This window comes from Candidatus Nanosynbacter sp. TM7-075 (assembly GCF_022828255.1).
Lineage (GTDB): Bacteria > Patescibacteriota > Saccharimonadia > Saccharimonadales > Saccharimonadaceae > Nanosynbacter.
This window is the reverse complement of record NZ_JAJQJW010000001.1, coordinates 186,608-204,990: the sequence shown is the minus strand read 5'-3', so window position 1 is coordinate 204,990 and position 18,383 is coordinate 186,608. Positions and strand designations below refer to the sequence as shown.

Sequence of the window (18,383 nt, the reverse complement as noted above, 5' to 3'; positions counted from 1 at the left end):
CGATTTGCTCCCTATTTTCGAAGCCCTACAGCTTTTTGAACGCGGTACAAAGTTTCATTGGCGACGGCATTCATATCTTTTTCACTGGAAGCCAGCTTTTCTTCAATTGCTTGCTCATCAACCGCCGCAAGCCGATTCTGGAAATTCTCCAAAAATTCCGCGACTTCGTCGGCCACAATTCGCTTGAAATCGCCATAACGATCCATACCGAAGTACTCGTTGGCGGTCTGCTCCAAAGTAACTTCCCTGCCAGCGTCTTGCCGAACCAAAGTCAAAATCTCCAGCAAATTAGAAATTCCCGGCTGATTTTCCTTGTCGTATTGAACCTTGCCAATTGAATCTGTTGTTGCGCTCATTATTTTCTTATGTGCCGATTTTGGATCGTCGGAAAGGAAAATAATTCCCTTGCCGCTCTCGTCGGATTTGCTCATTTTCTTCGCTGGATTCACGAGATCTTTAATCCTCAATCCTTGATCTTTTCCGAAGAATTGATGTTGCTGAATTACAGGTTTCGGCACGATAAATAGATCACCAAACTTACGGTTCATTCGCTCGGCAATATCACGCGTGAACTCCAAATGTTGGGTCTGGTCGTCGCCAACTGGCACGTAAGTCGCGCCATAAAGTAGAATGTCGGCAGCCATCAGAACGGGATAGTTAAATAGTCCGACGGAAGCGTCACCTTTACTTCCCTTGTCCTTAAACTGCGTCATTCGACTCATCTCGCCAAATCCAGTGAAGCAATCCAGAATCCACGCCAGTTCGCTGTGCGCCGGAATGCGACTTTGGCGATAAAGATGAATGGAGGGGTTGTCCAGTGGCAATCCGGCGGCGGTATAAACTCGCGCGTTGTTCAGAATGCTGTCGTATAGTTTACTATGGTCAATTGGCGTCGTAAAACTGTGAAGGTCTGGGATGAATAGATTGATATCATATTCGTCCGAGCGACGTTTCGCCATGTTGATAATCGGCAAGATAGCCCCAAAGTAATTACCTATGTGGATGTTGTTGTTGGCGCGCACGCCAGTGAGGATGACGGGTTTTGATGGTTTCATTAGGTATATTATAGCATTATTCGATCGTTAAGTAATGGGGCGATATATTATCTGTATTCTTCCTAGCTCAGCTTAGTTGTTGCTTTATAATCTTTAAAGATTTTTTATATGTAGACGCTATATCATTTTCTATCTTTCGTATAGATGATACATCACTGTCCTGGGATGTTGCTATGCCATCAAAGTTACTTGCTAAATCATCCCAGTCAATTGTTGGATAGTCAACTTTATCGCAGCCAGTCAATCTCGCCATTACAAAACACAACGAGCTAAGAGACTCCGCCACCTTATATTTATCTGGCGAATCTCGGTAGAGATCAATGATTTCGCGAGCAATGATAGCCTGTTGGATATGGTTATTATCAGCTTTCATGTATCTATTAAATAATCCCTCAGCATCGCGAGCCCGTCAACTTTCTCAATTATCGTCAAATATTCCTGCCATTCTTCATCATTCAATTCTGCTAAACTGCGACCAGGAAAGCTCGGATGTCCATAAATATATAACAATTCCGTCCAGCCATGGAGATTATTGCCACGTGGCTCGTCAACGATAAATCCCTCTTCGTTGGCTACAAAAATATGGTCTTTTTCGCCGTCAAAATAGCCAACCGCAAAAGAAAAAATAGCTCGACGATCAGCCTCGCCCTTCATTAACTTAATAATGCCGGGATAACTAAAGCTATTCAGTAGCAATTTAACAAACGGCCCCGGAAATCCTTTCAGCGCTGGAATGAAAAACCGCGGTCATCAACGACCAGGCGCTTGTTTGGAAACGCTTTCTTGGCTTGAGATAATTTACTTTTGGCAATCGTCTGAATATCCAACCCTCGCCCTTCGTCAAAATCATAATCGAGCTGCCTTAAATCAACACCAAGCGGCTGAAGGAGTTCTTGAAGACTGGTGAATTTGCTGTGATTGGAAGTAATGAAATAAATTGAGCTATTCTCTTGTTTCATATTGATAAGTATACGCTAACTAACGTTATTTTGCAGATTTCTAATACTTGTGTCGTACGGAATTTTCCATAATTTGCCGTCAATGTTCAGGCTTTTCAGAAAATTGTACATTTGTTGTTGAATGTTTTTTACGTCGGCGCTATCTTCGGTCAAAACCTCCAGTTCAATAAATAACCCCAATCCAGCAACTTCATCAATGCAAATCGTATAGTCCTCAGTTTTCGATTCAAGGCGGATTTTATCAACCGTAACGATTTCTTGCCAGCCCAGCGCTGTGAGCATTTGGCGCGCCGCATTTCCGTCATCAACTGCAAATTCATATTCATCAGACGCTAGCTTTGTCTGCTCCTCGACCTTCAATGTCATCAAGCTTCGTCGCAACTCGCCAGTTTCCGGATTAAGAACGTCGCGCACTCGCATAATTTTTGAACCAGGAACAATTGGCGCGTCAACTTGCTCGGGCAATAAAAACACCGTGTCAATTTGGCGTTTGCTTGATATTGACGTGATGAATTGGCTTTTAAGTATGGCGAGAAGTTCGTCGCGTGTTATGTTGCTCGATACCTTAAATTTGGACTCTACTTCAATCATAAGCTTCCTCGTTTGGACTTTGCTATAAGACGACTCGTTTTTGGTGAATATTTTCCCGCCAAATACTCTTTCACAATTCCCGACAGCTTCTTCGCATATTTATCGGTTATTTCATGCCGCTGAGCTGCCATTGACGTATGAGTGATATTGTTATGATCTTTTGCTAATTTCTTCAGGTTTCTCTCGACAATCAGCGGATCAAGCTTTCCAGACAAAATAGCAATCGGAAGAGTGAGCTTAGCGATGTCATTCATTGTCGTTTGATTGATAATCGCGGTGTTCAAGGCTGTCAAGAAGGATTCGGCGGTAACTTCATCAGCCTTAAATCCAGCGTCAGGCCAAATATTGTGCCGATCAGCGAATTGCAAAAAACGTTTCGAGCTGCGCGGATGACTATTGAAAAACTCATAAAGCGCACGCAAAATCTTCTCTGGATGATGAATTTTTTCGTCAACCCTCGGATAATATATAGGTGGACTGCACAAAATCAGTGACTTGCTTAACTTTGGATATTGCTTGGCGAGCTCTACGGCAGCCAGCGACCCCATAGAATGACCGATGATAATATCTACGTGATTTATGAATTCCCTGCGCAAAGTGGCGACGATGCTTGCGGCTTGGTCGTGAACATTGTAGGATTTCCAATCAGGCTTGGGCGAATTGCCGAATCCCAGCATGTCAATTGCTATAACTCGCGTGCCCTTTGGCAAATACGGCTCCAGCGGTGTCCATGTTTTCCATGAAGTCCCCAGTCCATGAATGAGTAAGATTGTCGCTTTCGGTTTTTCCGGACGAGAAAAATAATGCACGTTCAATGCATACGGAATCCGTAACCAGCGATGGATAATCTTGTCCAACATATTTTTAGTATACTATGAAAATACTCCGCCTGCATGTGAAACGGAGTATTTTGTGATAGCCTTTTCTGTACTAACGCTTAGAGAATTGTTCGCGCTTACGAGCAGAACGAAGACCGTACTTCTTGCGCTCTTTCTCGCGTGGGTCACGTTTCAATAGCTCAGCCTTCTTCAGAACTGGACGCAGGTCAGCGTGAGCGGCTGTCAAAGCTTTTGCGATACCAAGCTTGATAGCGTCAACTTGACCAGCCAGACCGCCACCTTTAACTAGAATAGTAACGTCGAATTCTTTTTGCTTGCTGACAATTGCAAGTGGGTCAGTTACTTCTGCTAGCAAGGTTTTGTTGCCGTCCAGGTACTCAGCAGCAGGCTTGCCGTTGATTGTAATGGTGCCTTTGCCAGGAAGTAGGCGAACGCTTGCTGAAGCACTCTTGCGTCGACCTAAGCCATAGAAATAAGTATCAGCAGCCATATTACTTTACCTCAACTTTCTCTGGTGTTTGTGCTGTGTGAGCGTGGTCGCTGCCAGCAAAAATGCGTAGGCGCTTTAGGCGCTCTGCTTGCAATTTGTTCTTTGGCAACATACCTTTAACAGCTTCTTCAATAATTCGCTCTGGGTGGCGTTCGCGCATTTTTTTGAATTGCGTTTCCTTAATTCCACCTGGGAAACCACTGTGGCGATAGTAATACTTATCAGTTTCCTTGTATCCAGTAACGACTGTCTGCGCAGCATTGATCACAACTACGTAGTCGCCACCGTCAATGTGAGGAGTGTAAGTTGGCTTGTATTTACCAGTCAAATGCTTGGCAATTTCTGTAGCCAAACGTCCAAGTGGTAATTCGCTAGCGTCAAACAATACCCAACGGCGAGAAACTTCAGATGGTTTTTGTGAATAAGTCTTCATCTTATTTTCCTTCCTTTGGCATTGGTTTAATATCGTCAACAAACTCGATGATTGCCATTTGAGCGCCGTCGCCGACTCGCAAACGTGTTCGTTCAACGCGAACGTGTCCGCTGGTTCGACCACTTAGCTGTGGCGCGATTTCATCAACTAGTTTGTAAGCAGCGGCGCGTGTGCTTAATGCTGCAATCACCTGACGTCGGCTTGCTAGGTCGCCCTTTTTAGCCTTGGTGATGATTTTTTCAATGTGACGCTTTAGTTCCTTAGCCTTTGGCAAGGTGGTCTCGATCTTTCCGTACTCAACCAAGCTGGTAGCCAGACCTTTGAGTAGGGCTCGTCGCTGATCACGCTCGCGGCCGAACTTGCGCCCTTGATATCCGTGTCTATGCATAGTTAAAACTCCAACTCCGCCATCTTGTCACGTACTTCGTCTAGTGCCTTTGAACCGAAGCCTTTCAATTCTCGCAAATCTTGCTCAGTCAAAGTTACCAAATCGCGAATAGTGCGGATTTCATTGTTAATTAGCGCGTTCGTCGTGCGGGCGCTTAAGTTTAGCTCTTCGATTGGCATTGCTAGCTCCGACTCTTCGTCTTCCTTAGCTGCACCAAGTGCTGGTGCGCCAGTTACCATCGTGTTGCCAGCCAAAGCTGTGTATTGATTGACAAGAATCGCTGCTGCTTCTTCGAACGCCTCACGAGGTGTGATTGTGCCGTTAGTTTCAACAGTGATTGCCAATTTGTCCAAGTTCGTTTCCTGACCAACACGAGTTGAGTCGACTTTGTAGCGAACGCGCAACACTGGTGAGTACATTGCATCAATAGCAATCATGTCGCTGTGCAAACGCTTTTCGCTTGACTCTTCAATTGTCTGATAACCGCAACCTGCCTCAACTACCAAATCCATAACCAAATGCTTGTTCGGGTCGTCGATTGTAGCAATTACTTGCTCTGGGTTAACGACTTCAACGTCAGCATTAGTTTTAATGTCAGCGGCAGTCACTTCGCCAGCGCCAGATTTCTCAATGCGCAGTTCAACTGGATCGTCAGTAAATACGCGTAGGTGAACGTTTTTCAAGTTCAACATAATGTCGACAACATCTTCTTTGATGCCTTCAACAGTAGTAAACTCGTGAGTTGCGCCTTCAATTCTGAAAGCTACAACTGCGCCACCGCGAACGCTTGACAATAGAACGCGTCGCAATGAGTTACCAAGAGTATTACCGTAGCCTGGGTGAAGTGGCTCGATTAGAAAAGTAGCGCTGGTTGCTGAAATGTCATCAACGCTCGCGAGTGCTGGATTGTAAATTGCTTTTGCCATAATTCTTCCCTAACCCTTCTTTTATCGTGAGTAATACTCAACAATTAATTGCTCGTTGATGTCAGCTTCTGCTTCCTCGCGCTTTGGCAAACCAGTTACTTCAATCTTCAGCTTCTTGCTATCAGCTTTTAGCCAACTTAGTGGGCCTTGGACTGAATTGTTGATTACATCGTCAATTCGTGTAAAGTACTCTGACTTGGTACTCTTTGGACGAACCGTGATGACATCGCCAGCTTTAACGCGAATCGATGGAATATCGACGCGTCGGCCGTTCAATTCAAAGTGTCCGTGGCTAACTAGTTGACGAGCTGCGCGACGTGATACGGCAAATCCAGAACGATAAACAACGTTATCCAAACGGCGCTCTAATAGCTTCAACAGGTTTTCGCCGGCCAAACCTTCTTGAGCGCGTGTTGCTTCGTTCATCAAGCGAGCAAATTGCTTCTCAACTAGACCATACAAACGACGAACTTTCTGCTTTTCACGAAGCTGTGTAGCGTATAGGCTTGGCTTATTCTGACGACCATGTGCATGCTGACCTGGAATGCCAGATTTTTTCGCCAAAATTTTATGTGCTTTTGGATGAAGCGCATAACCTTCGCGGCGGCTTTGCTTGACAATTGGTGAATTATCTCGTGCCATAATTATGCCCTCCGTGCCTTTCGTGGACGAACACCACCGTGAGGCACGCCAGTTACGTCCTTAATGCTTTCTACTGAGATGTCGAAGGCGCTGACCGCACGAATAGCGGCGTCACGACCCAAGCCGACACCTTTCACGAAAACGTCAACAGACTTCAAGCCGTATTGAGATTTCGCAGCTTCAGCAGCTTTTTCAGCAGCAACCTGTGAAGCATAGGCTGTACCTTTTTTGCTTCCACGGAAACCACATGCACCAGCTGATGAAGCGGTTAGTACGTTACCCTTCTTGTCGGAAAAAGTAACGATAGTATTGTTAAATGTTGCCTGAATGTGCAGCTGACCAGCTGGGACTGATCGGCGCTGCTTCTTCTTGGTAGATTTTGCGTCTGCCATTTCTTAGTCCTTTCTTTAGGTCTTACTTGCTGCTTTTGGTTGTGTACCGCCCACGGCGATGGCGCGACCCTTGCGAGTTCGTGCATTCGTACGAGTCCGCTGTCCGCGTGTTGGCAGTCCTGCTTTGTGGCGAAGACCGCGATAGGCGTTGATATCCTTCAAGCGCTTAATATTATTTGCCACCAAGCGCTGGAGATCACCTTCAACGGTGTATTCGCTGTCAATAATTTCGCGAATCTTGTTTTCTTCAGCCTCGGTGAGATCTTTCACCCGAGTGGTCGGCTCAATTTTAGCCGCCGCAAGGATGCTCGAAGCGTGCTTTGGCCCAATACCGTAAATATAGGTGAGCGCAATTTGCACCTGCTTCTCTGTTGGGATAACTACCCCAGCAATTCGAGCCATGCTTAACCCTGCCTTTGCTTGTTCTTAGGTTTTTTCTTGTTGATGATATATAGTCGGCCTTTGCGGCGAACGAACTTATCATCGGGACTGATTTTTTTCACACCTGCACGAACTTTCATAAAGTGCTTAAATCTCCCTTCCCGAGTAAACCCGAGATTACCGTTAATATTTAACTACCGACCTTGAGGTCGATCGTCACGTAGGCGGAAGCTGATTCGTCCCTTTGTAAGATCGTAAGGGGTCATCTCAACCTCAACCTTATCACCAGGCACCAGACGAATATAGTGCTTACGCATTCGTCCTGAAATGTGCGCGATGATACTATGGCCATTCTCCAGTTCCACCTTAAATTGAGTATTAGGCAGTGCTTCCACTACCTTTCCTACCATTTTGATGACTTCCTTTTGACTCGCCATAAGTTACAGTTGTCAATTATACAGTACTAAACACAGTTTGACAAGGGTTTTCGCCGTAAATTTACGTGCTATAATTGTGCTATCAAATTTAACATAAGGATTTTTATGGCAAGCAAGAAAAAACCGGCAAACTTTAAGGTTACAAAATCGAAGAATGAGATAATGATCGCGGTGTTAATCGGTCTGGTGACGGCTTTGATAGTGATGGTTATTGGCGTAATTTTATTACACGTCAACCAAACTTCCGACAAGACGTTTCAAACAGTCGAAAATGTTGACGGTGGATCCGTGAACTTGGGCTCTCTAGGCTTCCGAATCGAAGGAGATAAATTAGTTATTCGTAACGATTCAGTCACACAAGAGATTCGCTATTTTCTGAAGACAGAAACTAAAAAATCAGGCTGCAAGGATAACAACAGCGTAACTGTGGTAATTGCCCATTCCCAGGACGAGAAACAGTTGTTGCTGGGCTATGGTTGCGGCAATTCTGCGGCGCGAATGTTCGCAATTAAGAAAGACGACGGGTGGAAAGTGATTTCCCCAACCAATCAATTTAACCTATTTGACATTCCGAGCTGTAAGATGGTTGATGAAAATAACATTAGTAATGAAATTGCGCCAGTCTGCCAAAATGAGAAAAAAGTTGGCGACAATTTATCTTACGATTACAAAATACGATAATCCATTCGCAAAAAGAATTCCCCGCTTTTCGGCGGGGATTTTTAATGTCAATTATTTTTTCTTAAACAAACGACGCTTCTTACTCTTCTTTTTGTCGCTATCAAGCAGCTCGTCTGGGTCAAAGTCGTCATACGTAACCATCAGCGCACGAGAGTTGACTTGTCGCAGAGTTTCAAGGGCAACTGATACGATAATCAAGATTCCTGTACCGCCAATTGACAAACGCAAACCTTGCAAACCTGTCAAATTGTACGTGAGATATTCCGCGACGAATGGCAAAATAGCCACGATTCCCAGGACGATTGAGCCGAACAAAATCAAGCGATTGACGGTTCTCATGAGATATTTTTCAGTCTGAGCGCCCGGACGCACGCCTTCAATAAATCCGCCCTGCTTCTGCAGATTTTCGGCAATTTCATTAGCGTTAAAGACGATTCCGGTATAGAAATATGTAAAGGCGATAACCAAGATGAAGTATAGGGTTGGGTAGATAAATGCTTCTGCGGTACTGCCGGTGAATGAGCCCGCGTTTGGAGCTTGGAACCAAGTGATCAATTTGTTGGCAGTCGGTAGAAGATTGGCGTTACCAGACGCTTTCATAACTTGACCAACAAATTGCGGCAAACTCAGGAATGCAACCGCGAAGATGACCGGAATAACTCCCGCAGCAATCAACTTAACCGGCAAAATGCTTTTTACGTCGCCGTAATTACTGTTTCCGTGAACGCGCTTTGCGTAGTTAATTGTAATGACGCGCTGAGCTTCGTTGATTTTAACTAGGAAATAAAGGACGATAAGTCCGGCAATTGACATGATTAATATCGTCCAGAACATAACTGGGTTTACGGGGAGAGTGAACCAGTTGAAGACGTTTAAGCTGCCAGATGAGGTGTTGAACAATGATGAGATTAATGACGCGAGCATTTGTGGCAATTGGCTGATGATACCAGCGAAGATTACGATAGAAATACCGTTGCCGATTCCCTGCTCAGTGATCAACTCGCCAAGCCACATCAGAAGAACAGAGCCTGCCGTCATTGAAGTGATTGAAACGATCCATTCCATCATCGTCGGGTCGGCCAACGTCGTACTGCCGCCTTGAAGAACTGTTTGCCTTAAGATGAAGATGAAAGCGATTGACTGGACAATAGCAAGTGGCACAGTAATAACACGCGTCCATTGCTGAATTTTCCGACGTCCAGATTCGCCGTCTTTGTGTAGCTCCTCAAGCCTTGGAATGGCTTTAGTTAGAAGCTGAATGATAATACTAGCAGTAATAAATGGACTAAGCCCAACCAACACCAGAGAGAAGCTCGACAATGCGCCACCAGATAGCAAGTTCAAAATTCCACCGAGGTCGGATTGTCCAAGTACCGACGAAATCGCGTTACGCAGCTGCGTTGGTTCAGCCAATGGCACTGGAATGTGCGCTAATAATCGATAAACAACGATTATTCCCACGACGATAAATAGTCGTTTTTGCATATCTTTATTTTTCAGCGAGCGAAAAATTATTCTCCAATTCATGTTTTAGCCCCTCATAGTCACTAACAATTCTTAACTCTGTTAATTATACAGTACCTTAGCGGATATTTCCATACTAAAAACATAAAAGCGTATGCGTTATAATTGAGTCAATAACATAACGTAAACGAGGTATTATATGCAACAGCAACCTGAAGTCCCATCAACTCCACCGATTACGCCACCGCCAAACCCAGAATTTCCCCAAAATTATCCACCAAAGAAAAGTAAATTGTGGCTATGGGTTACATTGGCAATCGTGGGAGTGCTGGCGACAATCGGAATAGTGGTGGCAATTGTTCTTGTGTCAAATAAAACCACTCCTTCAAATAATACGAATATTTCACGGAAAGAAGCAGTCAAATCTAAGGACGAGAAGAAAAACGAAGACAAAAAGCAGAATTTAGCTAAATCAGATTCAAAATGTTTAACGTCTGCTGATTTTCGAAAAGCTGGCTATGGCTATATGAAAGACGGCTATTTTACGCTTAGCGACGGTAAATACAATTTTAAAAATGTTTTCTTCAATGCGGATTCGACGCAATATACATATGAAGGAATTGCCGTTGACGAACTAGCTAAACTGGGGTCGCTATACAAATCAAATAGTCAAAAGGAATTTTCAATTGAGCTAGTCGGTCAAACATACGAGAGTTCAAAGACAAGTGCTGGCACAAAATTAGCCATGGAGCGCGCCGATAAAGTCAAGCAAGGTCTAGTCTCGCAAGGTTTTCCTGAGAATAAGATTATTATCTCTGAGCCAAAAATTGCCAGCCACGACAATAGCGACGACACCGCCGACAGAAACGTGACTATTTATCTAGTCGTGCCGCAAGAATGTAGCGAAAAATAGTCCAAAAATCAGGGCAAAAGAAAATCCCCTTCTCTTTTGAAGGGGATTTGTCATTGTCGAGAAAGATTATTTCTCTTCAGCTTCTTTCGCGCTTTGGCGTATAGGTGTAGCTACTTTCTCGAATGAGCCACCAGCTTTTTCGATGGCAGCAACAACTGAAGCTGAGGCAGCTTGTACTTTCAAGTCAACCTTAGCCTTCAATTCACCACGAGCAATCACCTTAACCGTGTGGAATGGGGTTGCAATGTAGCCTTCAGTGAACAACAAAGCATTGTCAACGGTCTTGCCGTCAAATGCGTTCAAGTGATCCATGTATACAACTTGAGCTGGAGTTCGCAAGCTCTTGAATCCGCGAGCCTTTGGTACAGCTTGAGCTAGTGGACGCTGACCGCCCTGGAACATTACTCGAAGCTTCTTACCTGTTCGGGCGTTCTGACCTTTAGTACCGCGACCAGCAGTTTTACCTTGACCAGCAGCAATACCGCGACCAACGCGCTTTTTATTCTTGTTTGCTGAAACTTGGAGATCATTGTACTTCATTATTTAGCCTCCTTTTTAGCAACCTTCTTTACAGGTTGAGCGCTTAGCCATTGATCGCGTGGAACTAATGACTTTAGAGCTTCAATAGTCGCGTAAGCAATGTTAACCTTGTTGGTTGAGCCAAGAGATTTGGTCAATAGGTTACGAACACCTGTTACGCCGATAATTTGGCGAACTACACCACCAGCGATAATACCAGTACCAGGAGCGGCTGGCTTGATCAATACGCGTGCGCCAGAGAATTTAACTTCGCTGTCGTGCGGAATTGTTTCGCCGTTTAATGGCAATGTAATTAGGTGCTTTTTAGCGACTGACGTAGCCTTAGCTACTGCAGCTTGAACGTCTGCACCCTTGGCAACACCGACGCCAACTTTATCTTTGCGGTTACCAACAACCACCAAAGCCTTAAATCGGAAACGGCGACCACCCTTAACCACGCGAGAAACGCGGTCAATGTTGATTACCAATTCTTCAAACTCTTTTGGTGCGTCATCGCGCACATTTCGCCGGTCATCGCGGCGACCACCACGTGGATTTCGAGGTCGACGACCTTCTGCACGTGGGGTAGTATTTGCAGCTTGCTCTGCCATACTAAAACTCCAATCCTTCTTGGCGCGCAGCATCAGCCAAAGCCTTTAGGCGACCAGCGTATTGACGACCATTTCGGTCAAACACTACTGCGCTAATCTTAATTTTCTTTGCTTTTTTAGCAATTTCAGTACCGATAGCAGCACTTTTTTTAGTCATCGTGCCAGTTGCTTTTGTGCCAACCGTAGTTGCTGCAGCCAATGTCTTGCCAGCTACATCATCAATCAACTGTGCGCTAACGTGCAAATTGCTAATAGTAACTGTCAAGCGTGGGCGCTCTGCCGTGCCTGAAACCTTAGCGCGAACGCGGTTTTTGCGAAGAGCGCGGTTGAGTAGCTTCTTATTTTCAGCCATGATTACTTACCTGTCTTTCCTGCTTTACGCAAAATCTGCTCGTCGACGTACTTGATACCCTTGCCCTTGTATGGTTCAGGCTTCTTCAAGGCGCGGATTTCCGCTGCAACTTGGCCGACTTGTTGTTTATTGATACCGCTAACAACGATGATCATTTTTTCGTTGGTAACAGTTACGCCTTCTGGGGCTTTGTATTTGACTGGATGTGAAAATCCAAGTGCCATTTCCAGCTCATTATTACTTGAGCTAACACGGAAACCGACACCGTTAACCTCTAGGCGTTTTTCATAACCTTTGGTTACACCGATTACCATGTTGTTGATTAGCGCGCGCATCAGACCATGCTGACTACGGGCTACTTTGGACTCGTCCTTAGGATGCACCGTGACTTGTCCGTCTTCGACTTTCACCTCAACTGCTGGTGTGATGAATTGCTTCAATTCACCCTTTGGTCCTTTAACGACCACATCACCAGAGTCAACCGTGATTGTCACACCGGCCGGAATAATCACCGGCAGTTTTCCGATTCGACTCAGACTCATTACTCACCTTTCGTGTGATTTGATATTAACTTCAGTATTTTAACACAGACTAGGGGTAAAATGCAAGGATGATTATATTCCAACTATATGATTTTACCTATAATCTCTATAATAATTCCAACAACCAAAGGGGCTATTACAAAGCTCAATATGGCAATATATGGCTTATTCATCTCTTTGCTCGTTCTACCATCAACCGCTTTATTAATTCTATTGTAGTGTGGTATGATCTTAGGTAATATCCATAAATATAAAAATAAATATAAAAATAATTGTATGGTAATATACGAAAATAGCAACTTTGCTATATAACTCACTAGCGAATCTAAATGTACTTCGCCGGGGATATTTTGTTGTGATGGGATAAATAATACGGCGAGTACTATCACTAGCGACATATCCCAGATATTTTTTAGAAGCTTTTTATAATCCCAGAAAGGGACTTTACAGTTGTTAATTAGGAACTGCTCTATTTGCTGCTCGACGTATACCATATCTCCCGGGCTATGTTTTAGATGCATACTTAGAATGACCGTATCTGAGGAATAAAAATTTATACTAAGGTTATTGTAAGAATCATGCTCTCTAATCTGAAAGTACAACTCGTATATTTTTCTCCCTCTAATCTCATCAATGGACTCAAGCTCAAAACGCTTATCCTTATTATCAGAAAATTTGACATCCTTGCTGTAGGTAATCTTTCGACTACTTTGTTTGATTGCGTCCGAGATAATATCATCAAACTGCTTTAATTTGTCGTAGTCAAGAAAGACATTTTTTATACGTTTAGTTTGATCGTGATTTTGTAACTTCATCATTTTAGTTGGTTTGTGTTTACACCAATATCCTCCCGCTCATTAGTATACCATAAGCACACCCTAAACAAGGTGCTGGTCATGACATCTTTGGAAATACTAACCAGGAGGATCTGCGGCGAATTGAGGATGCTGAAGTGTAGATAGGGGTCGATAGGCTTGAAGTCATTACTCGGCCGTATCGAGATATTTGCATGGGTATATCTTTGAAAGATTGCCAATCAGCGTAGAATCTAGCTTTTCTTGTTTGATTTCATGAATATCGAAATAGTTAAAGTTTGAAACTTCATCTGTTTTACGAGGTATCGTTAACAGAGTAACTTTGTAGGCAATAATCAAAACGGGGTCGTCGAACTTTGTATTCCACGTTGGAATAATCAAGGGATTTTCTGCAGCGACTTCGATATCTGTCTCTAGTTCTTCCAGAAACTCTCGTTTCAACGCTTCTGTAATATCCTCACCATGTTCTAGCCCACCGCCAGGAAAGTCCCATGAGTCACTTCTCTCTTGAACGAACAGCAGTCTACCTAATTCATCGCGCACTAATCCCTTTACTACTACTCGATATGCCGACCTTATGTCTTTTAGCGCTCCAGCTCCCATATGATAAAAGTTTATCATAAAAAATAAACGCCCTGCAATGAGGACGTTTATTTGATTTGCGTGAGGCTTAGTAAACCTTCAACAACAAAATAACATAATCAATCTTTTTGAACAACTCGTCATGTATTAATGTTTCATTAAAATTTTTTATTAACTATACGCTATCTCCTTTTCTTTGTTATAATTTTGCTTTAAAGCTGTCAAATACTTTTCAAAATATTCATATTTATGTTTAGAATTATACTGCATTATAAATCTCGGATGTTCCAAAGGTATGATTTCATCAAAAAAATTATATTTTTTGTTTATTTTAGATAAAAATGTATAATTATCTCCACTTCCTATGCAATAACACACAGAAGTATCAATTCCAAAATCAATTTGTGCCTGTATTGAACTAACGATCAAAGAATACAATATTTCTTGCAATTTTTTACTATCATAATAATTACAGTTAACCTCATTTCCCTTTGAATTGGTTCTAACTATACCAACAGGACAGACAAAATTCATATAAAAATCCGAATAAAACTTTTTGCATCCACCATATTTTTCGATTACATCATATAAAAAACCTGAAGATGATTTGTTAATATAAAACTTATCAATCAAAATACCAGTTTCTTTTTGAAGATGTTCCGCATCCTCAAATGGCACCCCCGTAACAGCTGTTCCTCGACGTGCTGGTGAACTTCCTAATATTATACGACGTTTATTACAATCATTGTAAAACCTTTTGTAGAACGTTGTTGAAATTTCATTTACTATTTCTTTTTGACTTCCATTAAACGGATTTATAATTTTAAAACCATCCGGTAATTCCATTGATATTTTAGATAATTTTTTATTAAATTCTATTACTTTCTGACCGAATGTTTTTTGTTCAATCATTTAATACCTCCTTTAAAATATAACATCATTTTTTTACCTTAGCTGATAAAAAAGTTCTACATTTGTAGGAAAAAATCTAATATTTTCAAAACAATTATTACGAAGTTCCGTTGACAATTTTTTTACCATATCAAAACCTCTATAAATATCAATAAATTCTGTTCCTGGAATTATATATTGATCCTCTGGGCATAAAAAGCCATTTGCAATAGAAATAATTATACTACCACCATTCTTAATGCAACAAACTTTTTAGAATGAATATAATTTAAAGACATAAAAATAAGAGCCTTTCGGCTCTCATCATACTTACTATTCAAACTGCTCATGTTTACTAAAATTTTCCGAACAGTTATTTTATCAGTTTCTTAACTTTTTCTGCATATTCATTTGGGTGATTAATACTTAAATCTCCGTGATAATAACCACTTAATATTTCTAATTCACTATTAATTAATTCATTGTGTATTATTTTTGCAGATTTAATCATAATTGGTCTTTCTTTACTTCCTACTACCACTATTGATTTTGATTTGTTAGTTTTTATATTCTTAAGATGATAATTGGAATTAGCTTTTAAAAATGAAATCATATTATCTTTTGTTATATTAGAACTATCAATATAATACTTATCAAATAATTCTTCTTTTATTTTTAAACTTTTAAATTGAAGTTTAGAAAACCACTTTTTATTTATAAGTCCATAAGACATATTAATTGATGATTCTATAAGTTTATTTGTCATTTTCATTGGGCATACTAAAGCACTTTCAATTATTGCATATTCACATATATTGTCTCTTTTTGACAATATATCTAATAAAATTTGTGCTCCTAGTGAAAGTCCTCCTATAAGTTTAACATTTCCGTTATAATTATTATCAATATATTCAATTATTTCATTTGCATTACTTTCAATAGAAGTAAAATCTCTATCACTTCCTGAATGGCCATCTAATATTGGTAATATTACATGATAATTACTTTTTAATATTTCTGACACTTCTTCATAATTCCACCATGATAATCCACCACCATGTAATAACATAATAATATCTTTATTAGATTTTCCATATTCTTTAACTATCATAAAATCACCCCTTAGTTAAATTATAATATACAAAAAGCAGTAGAATTGATGTCATCACGTCCAAACAAAGCATATTTTGGTGAATCTTTACCACCTTCGTACTTGCCTGATGACTGAATTTTATTACAAGATACTATAACATTTTCAATTGGAGATATTATTGTAGTCCTTTTATCACTTCTTGCTTCTACTGTTTAATCACCAGCTAGATCGTCTAAACTTACATTTAAATATTTTAGCTAATTCTCTACAAAGCTATTCCATCAAGTCTTTTTTATATTTTAATTTTCTCCGTTATCCCTATATTTTTGATAAAGTCTTGATCATGAGACACTATCACAACGCCTCCTTTATACTGACCTAGCGCCAATTCCAAAGCTTCAATCGTAGGAATGTCAAGATTATTCGTCGGCTCATCCAGGATGATAAGATCAGGAGAATCCGTTGACATAGCAGCAAGCAAAACTTTAGCCCGTTCGCCACCGCTGAGATCTATTGCTTTTGTCGAAGAGATTGTTCTTTTATCTAGACCAAAACGAATTAATATATTGATCGCGTCATGTAATTCAAGTTTTGGCGATAAGTACCGCAAATTATCCAAAGGCGAGTTGTCTTTAAGCGGCAATGATTGCGACTGATTCATGTATATTATTTTTGCATTTTCGCCTTTTTTTATTTCTCCGCGATGATACTCGGGTGTATTATTTCCCATAATAAAATTGAAGAGCGAAGATTTTCCTGAACCATTCTCTCCTTGGATCAATATTTTATTGCCAGGACGTACATTAAAAGTAACGGGTCCTATCACCTTCTCTCCGTCATGTGAAATACTTAGCGATTGCACAGAAATAAGGCTATGCTTCTTAGACGATACTTCATCGAAAGCAAACTTAATAGCAATTTCATCCTCCACTCTCTCAGGTTCATCCAATTGTCGCAGGCGAGACTCCACGCCTCCAGCCGCCCCTGCAATATTTGAAGATGCGCGCTCTTTACGAAAATTATCATTTAACTTATCACTATCCGATTTTTTGTGGCTAGCTTTGGCCGAATTCGCACGAATTCTCGCATCCCGCGCAACGCGGTATAGTCGCTTTTTCTCCTTTTCATATTGCTCATAGCGGTCAATCATTGCTTGACGGGCTTCACGTCTTGCTTCAATATATTCATCGTAACCAAGATTATACTTATTCACACCCTTGCCGCCAGTCAATTCTATGATCCGTTCTGCGGTGTTACGTAAGAAATGCCGATCATGAGACACGATCAAAAATGAAGCTGGCGAATTGTCAATAAAATCTTCAAGCAAAATTACTCCGCTGTCATCAAGGTTATTAGTTGGCTCATCAAGTAAAATTAGATCATAACGAGACGCAAAAACTGCCGCCAAAGCTATCCGTGTGCGTTGTCCCCCGGAAAATGTATTCAGACGTCTATCCGGATCAATATCACCCAGAGCTGCCCGCGATAAAGCCTTTTTAATCGTCGTGTCAAAATTTGCTACTTCGAATTTTTCATACCTCTCCAGAGCTTCGCCATAAGCTAATAGCGTCTTTTCACTAGCCTCTTGGGTTAATCTCTCACACTGATAATCAAATTCTTCTCTAGCCGACTTAACGCCGGTCACTTCTTCTATAAAATCATAAACTGTCTTATCGAGCCATTTATTCAGGTTTTGTGGTAAAATGCCTATCTCTTCACCACTCGAAATAATATCGCCAGATGTAGGCTGGATATCTCCGTTTATTATTTTTAATAAAGTAGTTTTTCCGGCGCCATTTGGACCAACTAGTCCAATTTTGTCTCCGGCGTTAATAGCAAAGCTTACGTCGCCGAACAATTCTCGACTATTAGTTTCATAAGACACATTCTTAAGATCAATCACATCACTATTATACTATCTCTGTACAGATAGATATAAAAATAAACGCCCTGCAATGAGGACGTTTATTTGATTTGCGTGAGGCTTAGTAAACCTTCAACAACAATTCACCACCAAGTTTAGCCTTGGCTGCTTCGGCACCAGTCATGACACCTTTTGATGTTGAGATAAGTACCAAACCGCGGCCGCTCTTTACCTTTGGAATCTCGCTAGCGCCGACGTAAACGCGACGACCAGGTTTTGAGATACGGGTAATTTCGTTGATAGTGCTGTTAGTTCCTTTTTCATTGATAGTAACTACCAACACGCCACGAGGTTTAGCATCTTCCAGCTTGACATCTGCCAAGTAGCCGTTTTTGACTAATTGTTCAGCGATGACTTTCTTCATCTTGCTGGACGGAACACGAACTTCCGTTTTGCCAACCAATTTCGCATTGCGGATGCGAGTCAGAAGGTCGGCGATTGGGTCTGTAGTTTGCATAGACAT

At 41.6% G+C, this 18,383-nt stretch carries 26 protein-coding genes and 1 pseudogene; 2 read left to right on the top strand and 25 right to left on the bottom strand.

From position 1 onward, the window contains the following. Window positions 1–11: 11 nt before the first annotated feature. The 14 genes and pseudogenes from trpS to infA form a co-directional block, all read right to left on the bottom strand. Window positions 12–1,055 carry a tryptophan--tRNA ligase gene (gene trpS, locus LRM42_RS01125; RefSeq protein ID WP_243816423.1) on the bottom strand — a complete coding sequence of 348 codons (1,044 nt, stop codon included), beginning with the start codon at window positions 1,053–1,055 and terminating at the stop codon, window positions 12–14. A 67-nt stretch (window positions 1,056–1,122) separates the two neighbouring features. Next, window positions 1,123–1,428, bottom strand: a complete 306-nt coding sequence (locus tag LRM42_RS01120; RefSeq protein ID WP_243816422.1) for a hypothetical protein — start codon at window positions 1,426–1,428, stop codon at window positions 1,123–1,125. Beyond that, window positions 1,425–2,014, bottom strand: a pseudogene (locus tag LRM42_RS01115) (non-canonical purine NTP pyrophosphatase). The gene LRM42_RS01120 and the pseudogene LRM42_RS01115 overlap by 4 nt, the downstream one beginning before the upstream one ends. Before the next feature lie 15 nt (window positions 2,015–2,029). After that, window positions 2,030–2,605 carry a class IV adenylate cyclase gene (cyaB, locus tag LRM42_RS01110; protein WP_243816421.1) on the bottom strand — a complete coding sequence of 192 codons (576 nt, stop codon included), beginning with the start codon at window positions 2,603–2,605 and terminating at the stop codon, window positions 2,030–2,032. Next, window positions 2,602–3,465, bottom strand: coding sequence for an alpha/beta fold hydrolase (locus LRM42_RS01105; protein WP_243816420.1), 864 nt, complete (start codon window positions 3,463–3,465; stop codon window positions 2,602–2,604). Before LRM42_RS01105 ends, cyaB begins: the two co-directional genes overlap by 4 nt. A gap of 70 nt (window positions 3,466–3,535) precedes the next feature. Further along, window positions 3,536–3,934, bottom strand: a complete 399-nt coding sequence (rpsI, locus tag LRM42_RS01100) for a 30S ribosomal protein S9 (protein WP_129632884.1) — start codon at window positions 3,932–3,934, stop codon at window positions 3,536–3,538. Between the two features lies 1 nt (window position 3,935). After that, the gene (gene rplM, locus LRM42_RS01095) at window positions 3,936–4,367 is read right to left on the bottom strand and encodes a 50S ribosomal protein L13 (protein WP_243816419.1); all 432 of its coding nucleotides are present in this window, start codon (window positions 4,365–4,367) and stop codon (window positions 3,936–3,938) included. A 1-nt stretch (window position 4,368) separates the two neighbouring features. Continuing rightward, a complete protein-coding gene (rplQ, locus tag LRM42_RS01090; RefSeq protein ID WP_129636875.1) occupies window positions 4,369–4,755 on the bottom strand; it encodes a 50S ribosomal protein L17 in 387 nt (128 codons plus the stop codon). A 2-nt stretch (window positions 4,756–4,757) separates the two neighbouring features. After that, window positions 4,758–5,681, bottom strand: coding sequence for a DNA-directed RNA polymerase subunit alpha (locus LRM42_RS01085; RefSeq protein WP_146423081.1), 924 nt, complete (start codon window positions 5,679–5,681; stop codon window positions 4,758–4,760). Window positions 5,682–5,702: 21 nt separating this feature from the next. After that, window positions 5,703–6,323 (bottom strand): 30S ribosomal protein S4, encoded by a 621-nt coding sequence (gene rpsD / locus LRM42_RS01080; RefSeq protein WP_232736548.1) that lies wholly within the window; start codon window positions 6,321–6,323, stop codon window positions 5,703–5,705. A 2-nt stretch (window positions 6,324–6,325) separates the two neighbouring features. Beyond that, window positions 6,326–6,715 (bottom strand): 30S ribosomal protein S11, encoded by a 390-nt coding sequence (rpsK, locus tag LRM42_RS01075; protein WP_129745336.1) that lies wholly within the window; start codon window positions 6,713–6,715, stop codon window positions 6,326–6,328. Window positions 6,716–6,730: 15 nt separating this feature from the next. Beyond that, window positions 6,731–7,117 carry a 30S ribosomal protein S13 gene (rpsM, locus tag LRM42_RS01070; protein ID WP_129632902.1) on the bottom strand — a complete coding sequence of 129 codons (387 nt, stop codon included), beginning with the start codon at window positions 7,115–7,117 and terminating at the stop codon, window positions 6,731–6,733. A 2-nt stretch (window positions 7,118–7,119) separates the two neighbouring features. After that, window positions 7,120–7,236, bottom strand: coding sequence for a 50S ribosomal protein L36 (rpmJ, locus tag LRM42_RS01065; protein ID WP_129637195.1), 117 nt, complete (start codon window positions 7,234–7,236; stop codon window positions 7,120–7,122). Window positions 7,237–7,290: 54 nt separating this feature from the next. Beyond that, the gene (gene infA / locus LRM42_RS01060) at window positions 7,291–7,533 is read right to left on the bottom strand and encodes a translation initiation factor IF-1 (RefSeq protein WP_129635133.1); all 243 of its coding nucleotides are present in this window, start codon (window positions 7,531–7,533) and stop codon (window positions 7,291–7,293) included. A 105-nt stretch (window positions 7,534–7,638) separates the two neighbouring features. Between infA and LRM42_RS01055 the strand changes: the two genes are divergently transcribed. Then, complete coding sequence (locus tag LRM42_RS01055) at window positions 7,639–8,214, top strand: hypothetical protein (RefSeq protein WP_243816418.1); 576 nt, start codon at window positions 7,639–7,641, stop codon at window positions 8,212–8,214. A gap of 51 nt (window positions 8,215–8,265) precedes the next feature. On the opposite strand, the gene secY is transcribed toward LRM42_RS01055, so the two are convergent. Further along, window positions 8,266–9,741 carry a preprotein translocase subunit SecY gene (gene secY, locus LRM42_RS01050; protein ID WP_243816417.1) on the bottom strand — a complete coding sequence of 492 codons (1,476 nt, stop codon included), beginning with the start codon at window positions 9,739–9,741 and terminating at the stop codon, window positions 8,266–8,268. 136 nt (window positions 9,742–9,877) lie between these two features. Between secY and LRM42_RS01045 the strand changes: the two genes are divergently transcribed. Then, window positions 9,878–10,591 (top strand): OmpA family protein, encoded by a 714-nt coding sequence (locus tag LRM42_RS01045; protein ID WP_243816416.1) that lies wholly within the window; start codon window positions 9,878–9,880, stop codon window positions 10,589–10,591. 66 nt (window positions 10,592–10,657) lie between these two features. Here the strand turns inward: LRM42_RS01045 and rplO are convergent, their stop codons facing one another. The 10 genes from rplO to rpsH all read right to left on the bottom strand — a co-directional run bounded on the left by rplO (window position 10,658) and on the right by rpsH (window position 18,377). Continuing rightward, a complete protein-coding gene (rplO, locus tag LRM42_RS01040; RefSeq protein ID WP_243816415.1) occupies window positions 10,658–11,131 on the bottom strand; it encodes a 50S ribosomal protein L15 in 474 nt (157 codons plus the stop codon). Further along, on the bottom strand, window positions 11,131–11,721 hold the full coding sequence (rpsE, locus tag LRM42_RS01035) for a 30S ribosomal protein S5 (RefSeq protein ID WP_129632920.1): 591 nt from the start codon (window positions 11,719–11,721) through the stop codon (window positions 11,131–11,133). Before rpsE ends, rplO begins: the two co-directional genes overlap by 1 nt. Before the next feature lies 1 nt (window position 11,722). Continuing rightward, window positions 11,723–12,073, bottom strand: coding sequence for a 50S ribosomal protein L18 (rplR, locus tag LRM42_RS01030; protein ID WP_243816414.1), 351 nt, complete (start codon window positions 12,071–12,073; stop codon window positions 11,723–11,725). A gap of 2 nt (window positions 12,074–12,075) precedes the next feature. Beyond that, window positions 12,076–12,609: a 50S ribosomal protein L6 gene (gene rplF, locus LRM42_RS01025; RefSeq protein ID WP_129632941.1), complete on the bottom strand. Its 534-nt coding sequence runs from the start codon at window positions 12,607–12,609 to the stop codon at window positions 12,076–12,078. A gap of 89 nt (window positions 12,610–12,698) precedes the next feature. Further along, on the bottom strand, window positions 12,699–13,433 hold the full coding sequence (locus tag LRM42_RS01020; RefSeq protein ID WP_243816413.1) for a hypothetical protein: 735 nt from the start codon (window positions 13,431–13,433) through the stop codon (window positions 12,699–12,701). A 165-nt stretch (window positions 13,434–13,598) separates the two neighbouring features. Further along, window positions 13,599–14,051, bottom strand: a complete 453-nt coding sequence (locus LRM42_RS01015; protein ID WP_243816412.1) for an NUDIX hydrolase — start codon at window positions 14,049–14,051, stop codon at window positions 13,599–13,601. A gap of 132 nt (window positions 14,052–14,183) precedes the next feature. After that, window positions 14,184–14,924, bottom strand: coding sequence for a uracil-DNA glycosylase family protein (locus LRM42_RS01010; protein WP_243816411.1), 741 nt, complete (start codon window positions 14,922–14,924; stop codon window positions 14,184–14,186). Between the two features lie 352 nt (window positions 14,925–15,276). Further along, on the bottom strand, window positions 15,277–16,014 hold the full coding sequence (locus LRM42_RS01005) for an alpha/beta fold hydrolase (protein ID WP_243816410.1): 738 nt from the start codon (window positions 16,012–16,014) through the stop codon (window positions 15,277–15,279). 274 nt (window positions 16,015–16,288) lie between these two features. After that, window positions 16,289–17,899 (bottom strand): ribosomal protection-like ABC-F family protein, encoded by a 1,611-nt coding sequence (abc-f, locus tag LRM42_RS01000; protein ID WP_243816409.1) that lies wholly within the window; start codon window positions 17,897–17,899, stop codon window positions 16,289–16,291. 82 nt (window positions 17,900–17,981) lie between these two features. Next, a complete protein-coding gene (gene rpsH, locus LRM42_RS00995) occupies window positions 17,982–18,377 on the bottom strand; it encodes a 30S ribosomal protein S8 (RefSeq protein ID WP_243812383.1) in 396 nt (131 codons plus the stop codon). Between the last annotated feature and the right edge of the window lie 6 nt (window positions 18,378–18,383).

Excerpts from the sequence above, each read along its gene's own strand:
- LRM42_RS01020 (WP_243816413.1), bottom strand. The coding sequence starts at position 13,433 with ATGATGAAGTTACAAAATCACGATCAAACTAAACGTATAAAAAATGTC.
- rpmJ (WP_129637195.1), bottom strand. The coding sequence starts at position 7,236 with ATGAAAGTTCGTGCAGGTGTGAAAAAAATCAGTCCCGATGATAAGTTC.
- LRM42_RS01005 (WP_243816410.1), bottom strand. The coding sequence starts at position 16,014 with ATGATAGTTAAAGAATATGGAAAATCTAATAAAGATATTATTATGTTA.
- rplM (WP_243816419.1), bottom strand. The coding sequence starts at position 4,367 with ATGAAGACTTATTCACAAAAACCATCTGAAGTTTCTCGCCGTTGGGTA.
- LRM42_RS01015 (WP_243816412.1), bottom strand. The coding sequence starts at position 14,051 with ATGATAAACTTTTATCATATGGGAGCTGGAGCGCTAAAAGACATAAGG.
- rplO (WP_243816415.1), bottom strand. The coding sequence starts at position 11,131 with ATGAAGTACAATGATCTCCAAGTTTCAGCAAACAAGAATAAAAAGCGC.
- LRM42_RS01055 (WP_243816418.1), top strand. The coding sequence starts at position 7,639 with ATGGCAAGCAAGAAAAAACCGGCAAACTTTAAGGTTACAAAATCGAAG.
- rpsK (WP_129745336.1), bottom strand. The coding sequence starts at position 6,715 with ATGGCAGACGCAAAATCTACCAAGAAGAAGCAGCGCCGATCAGTCCCA.
- infA (WP_129635133.1), bottom strand. The coding sequence starts at position 7,533 with ATGGCGAGTCAAAAGGAAGTCATCAAAATGGTAGGAAAGGTAGTGGAA.
- LRM42_RS01045 (WP_243816416.1), top strand. The coding sequence starts at position 9,878 with ATGCAACAGCAACCTGAAGTCCCATCAACTCCACCGATTACGCCACCG.
- trpS (WP_243816423.1), bottom strand. The coding sequence starts at position 1,055 with ATGAAACCATCAAAACCCGTCATCCTCACTGGCGTGCGCGCCAACAAC.
- rpsD (WP_232736548.1), bottom strand. The coding sequence starts at position 6,323 with ATGGCACGAGATAATTCACCAATTGTCAAGCAAAGCCGCCGCGAAGGT.
- secY (WP_243816417.1), bottom strand. The coding sequence starts at position 9,741 with ATGAATTGGAGAATAATTTTTCGCTCGCTGAAAAATAAAGATATGCAA.
- LRM42_RS01085 (WP_146423081.1), bottom strand. The coding sequence starts at position 5,681 with ATGGCAAAAGCAATTTACAATCCAGCACTCGCGAGCGTTGATGACATT.
- cyaB (WP_243816421.1), bottom strand. The coding sequence starts at position 2,605 with ATGATTGAAGTAGAGTCCAAATTTAAGGTATCGAGCAACATAACACGC.
- LRM42_RS01010 (WP_243816411.1), bottom strand. The coding sequence starts at position 14,924 with ATGATTGAACAAAAAACATTCGGTCAGAAAGTAATAGAATTTAATAAA.
- rpsH (WP_243812383.1), bottom strand. The coding sequence starts at position 18,377 with ATGCAAACTACAGACCCAATCGCCGACCTTCTGACTCGCATCCGCAAT.
- rpsE (WP_129632920.1), bottom strand. The coding sequence starts at position 11,721 with ATGGCAGAGCAAGCTGCAAATACTACCCCACGTGCAGAAGGTCGTCGA.
- rpsM (WP_129632902.1), bottom strand. The coding sequence starts at position 7,117 with ATGGCTCGAATTGCTGGGGTAGTTATCCCAACAGAGAAGCAGGTGCAA.
- rplQ (WP_129636875.1), bottom strand. The coding sequence starts at position 4,755 with ATGCATAGACACGGATATCAAGGGCGCAAGTTCGGCCGCGAGCGTGAT.
- LRM42_RS01120 (WP_243816422.1), bottom strand. The coding sequence starts at position 1,428 with ATGAAAGCTGATAATAACCATATCCAACAGGCTATCATTGCTCGCGAA.
- LRM42_RS01105 (WP_243816420.1), bottom strand. The coding sequence starts at position 3,465 with ATGTTGGACAAGATTATCCATCGCTGGTTACGGATTCCGTATGCATTG.
- rplR (WP_243816414.1), bottom strand. The coding sequence starts at position 12,073 with ATGGCTGAAAATAAGAAGCTACTCAACCGCGCTCTTCGCAAAAACCGC.
- rpsI (WP_129632884.1), bottom strand. The coding sequence starts at position 3,934 with ATGGCTGCTGATACTTATTTCTATGGCTTAGGTCGACGCAAGAGTGCT.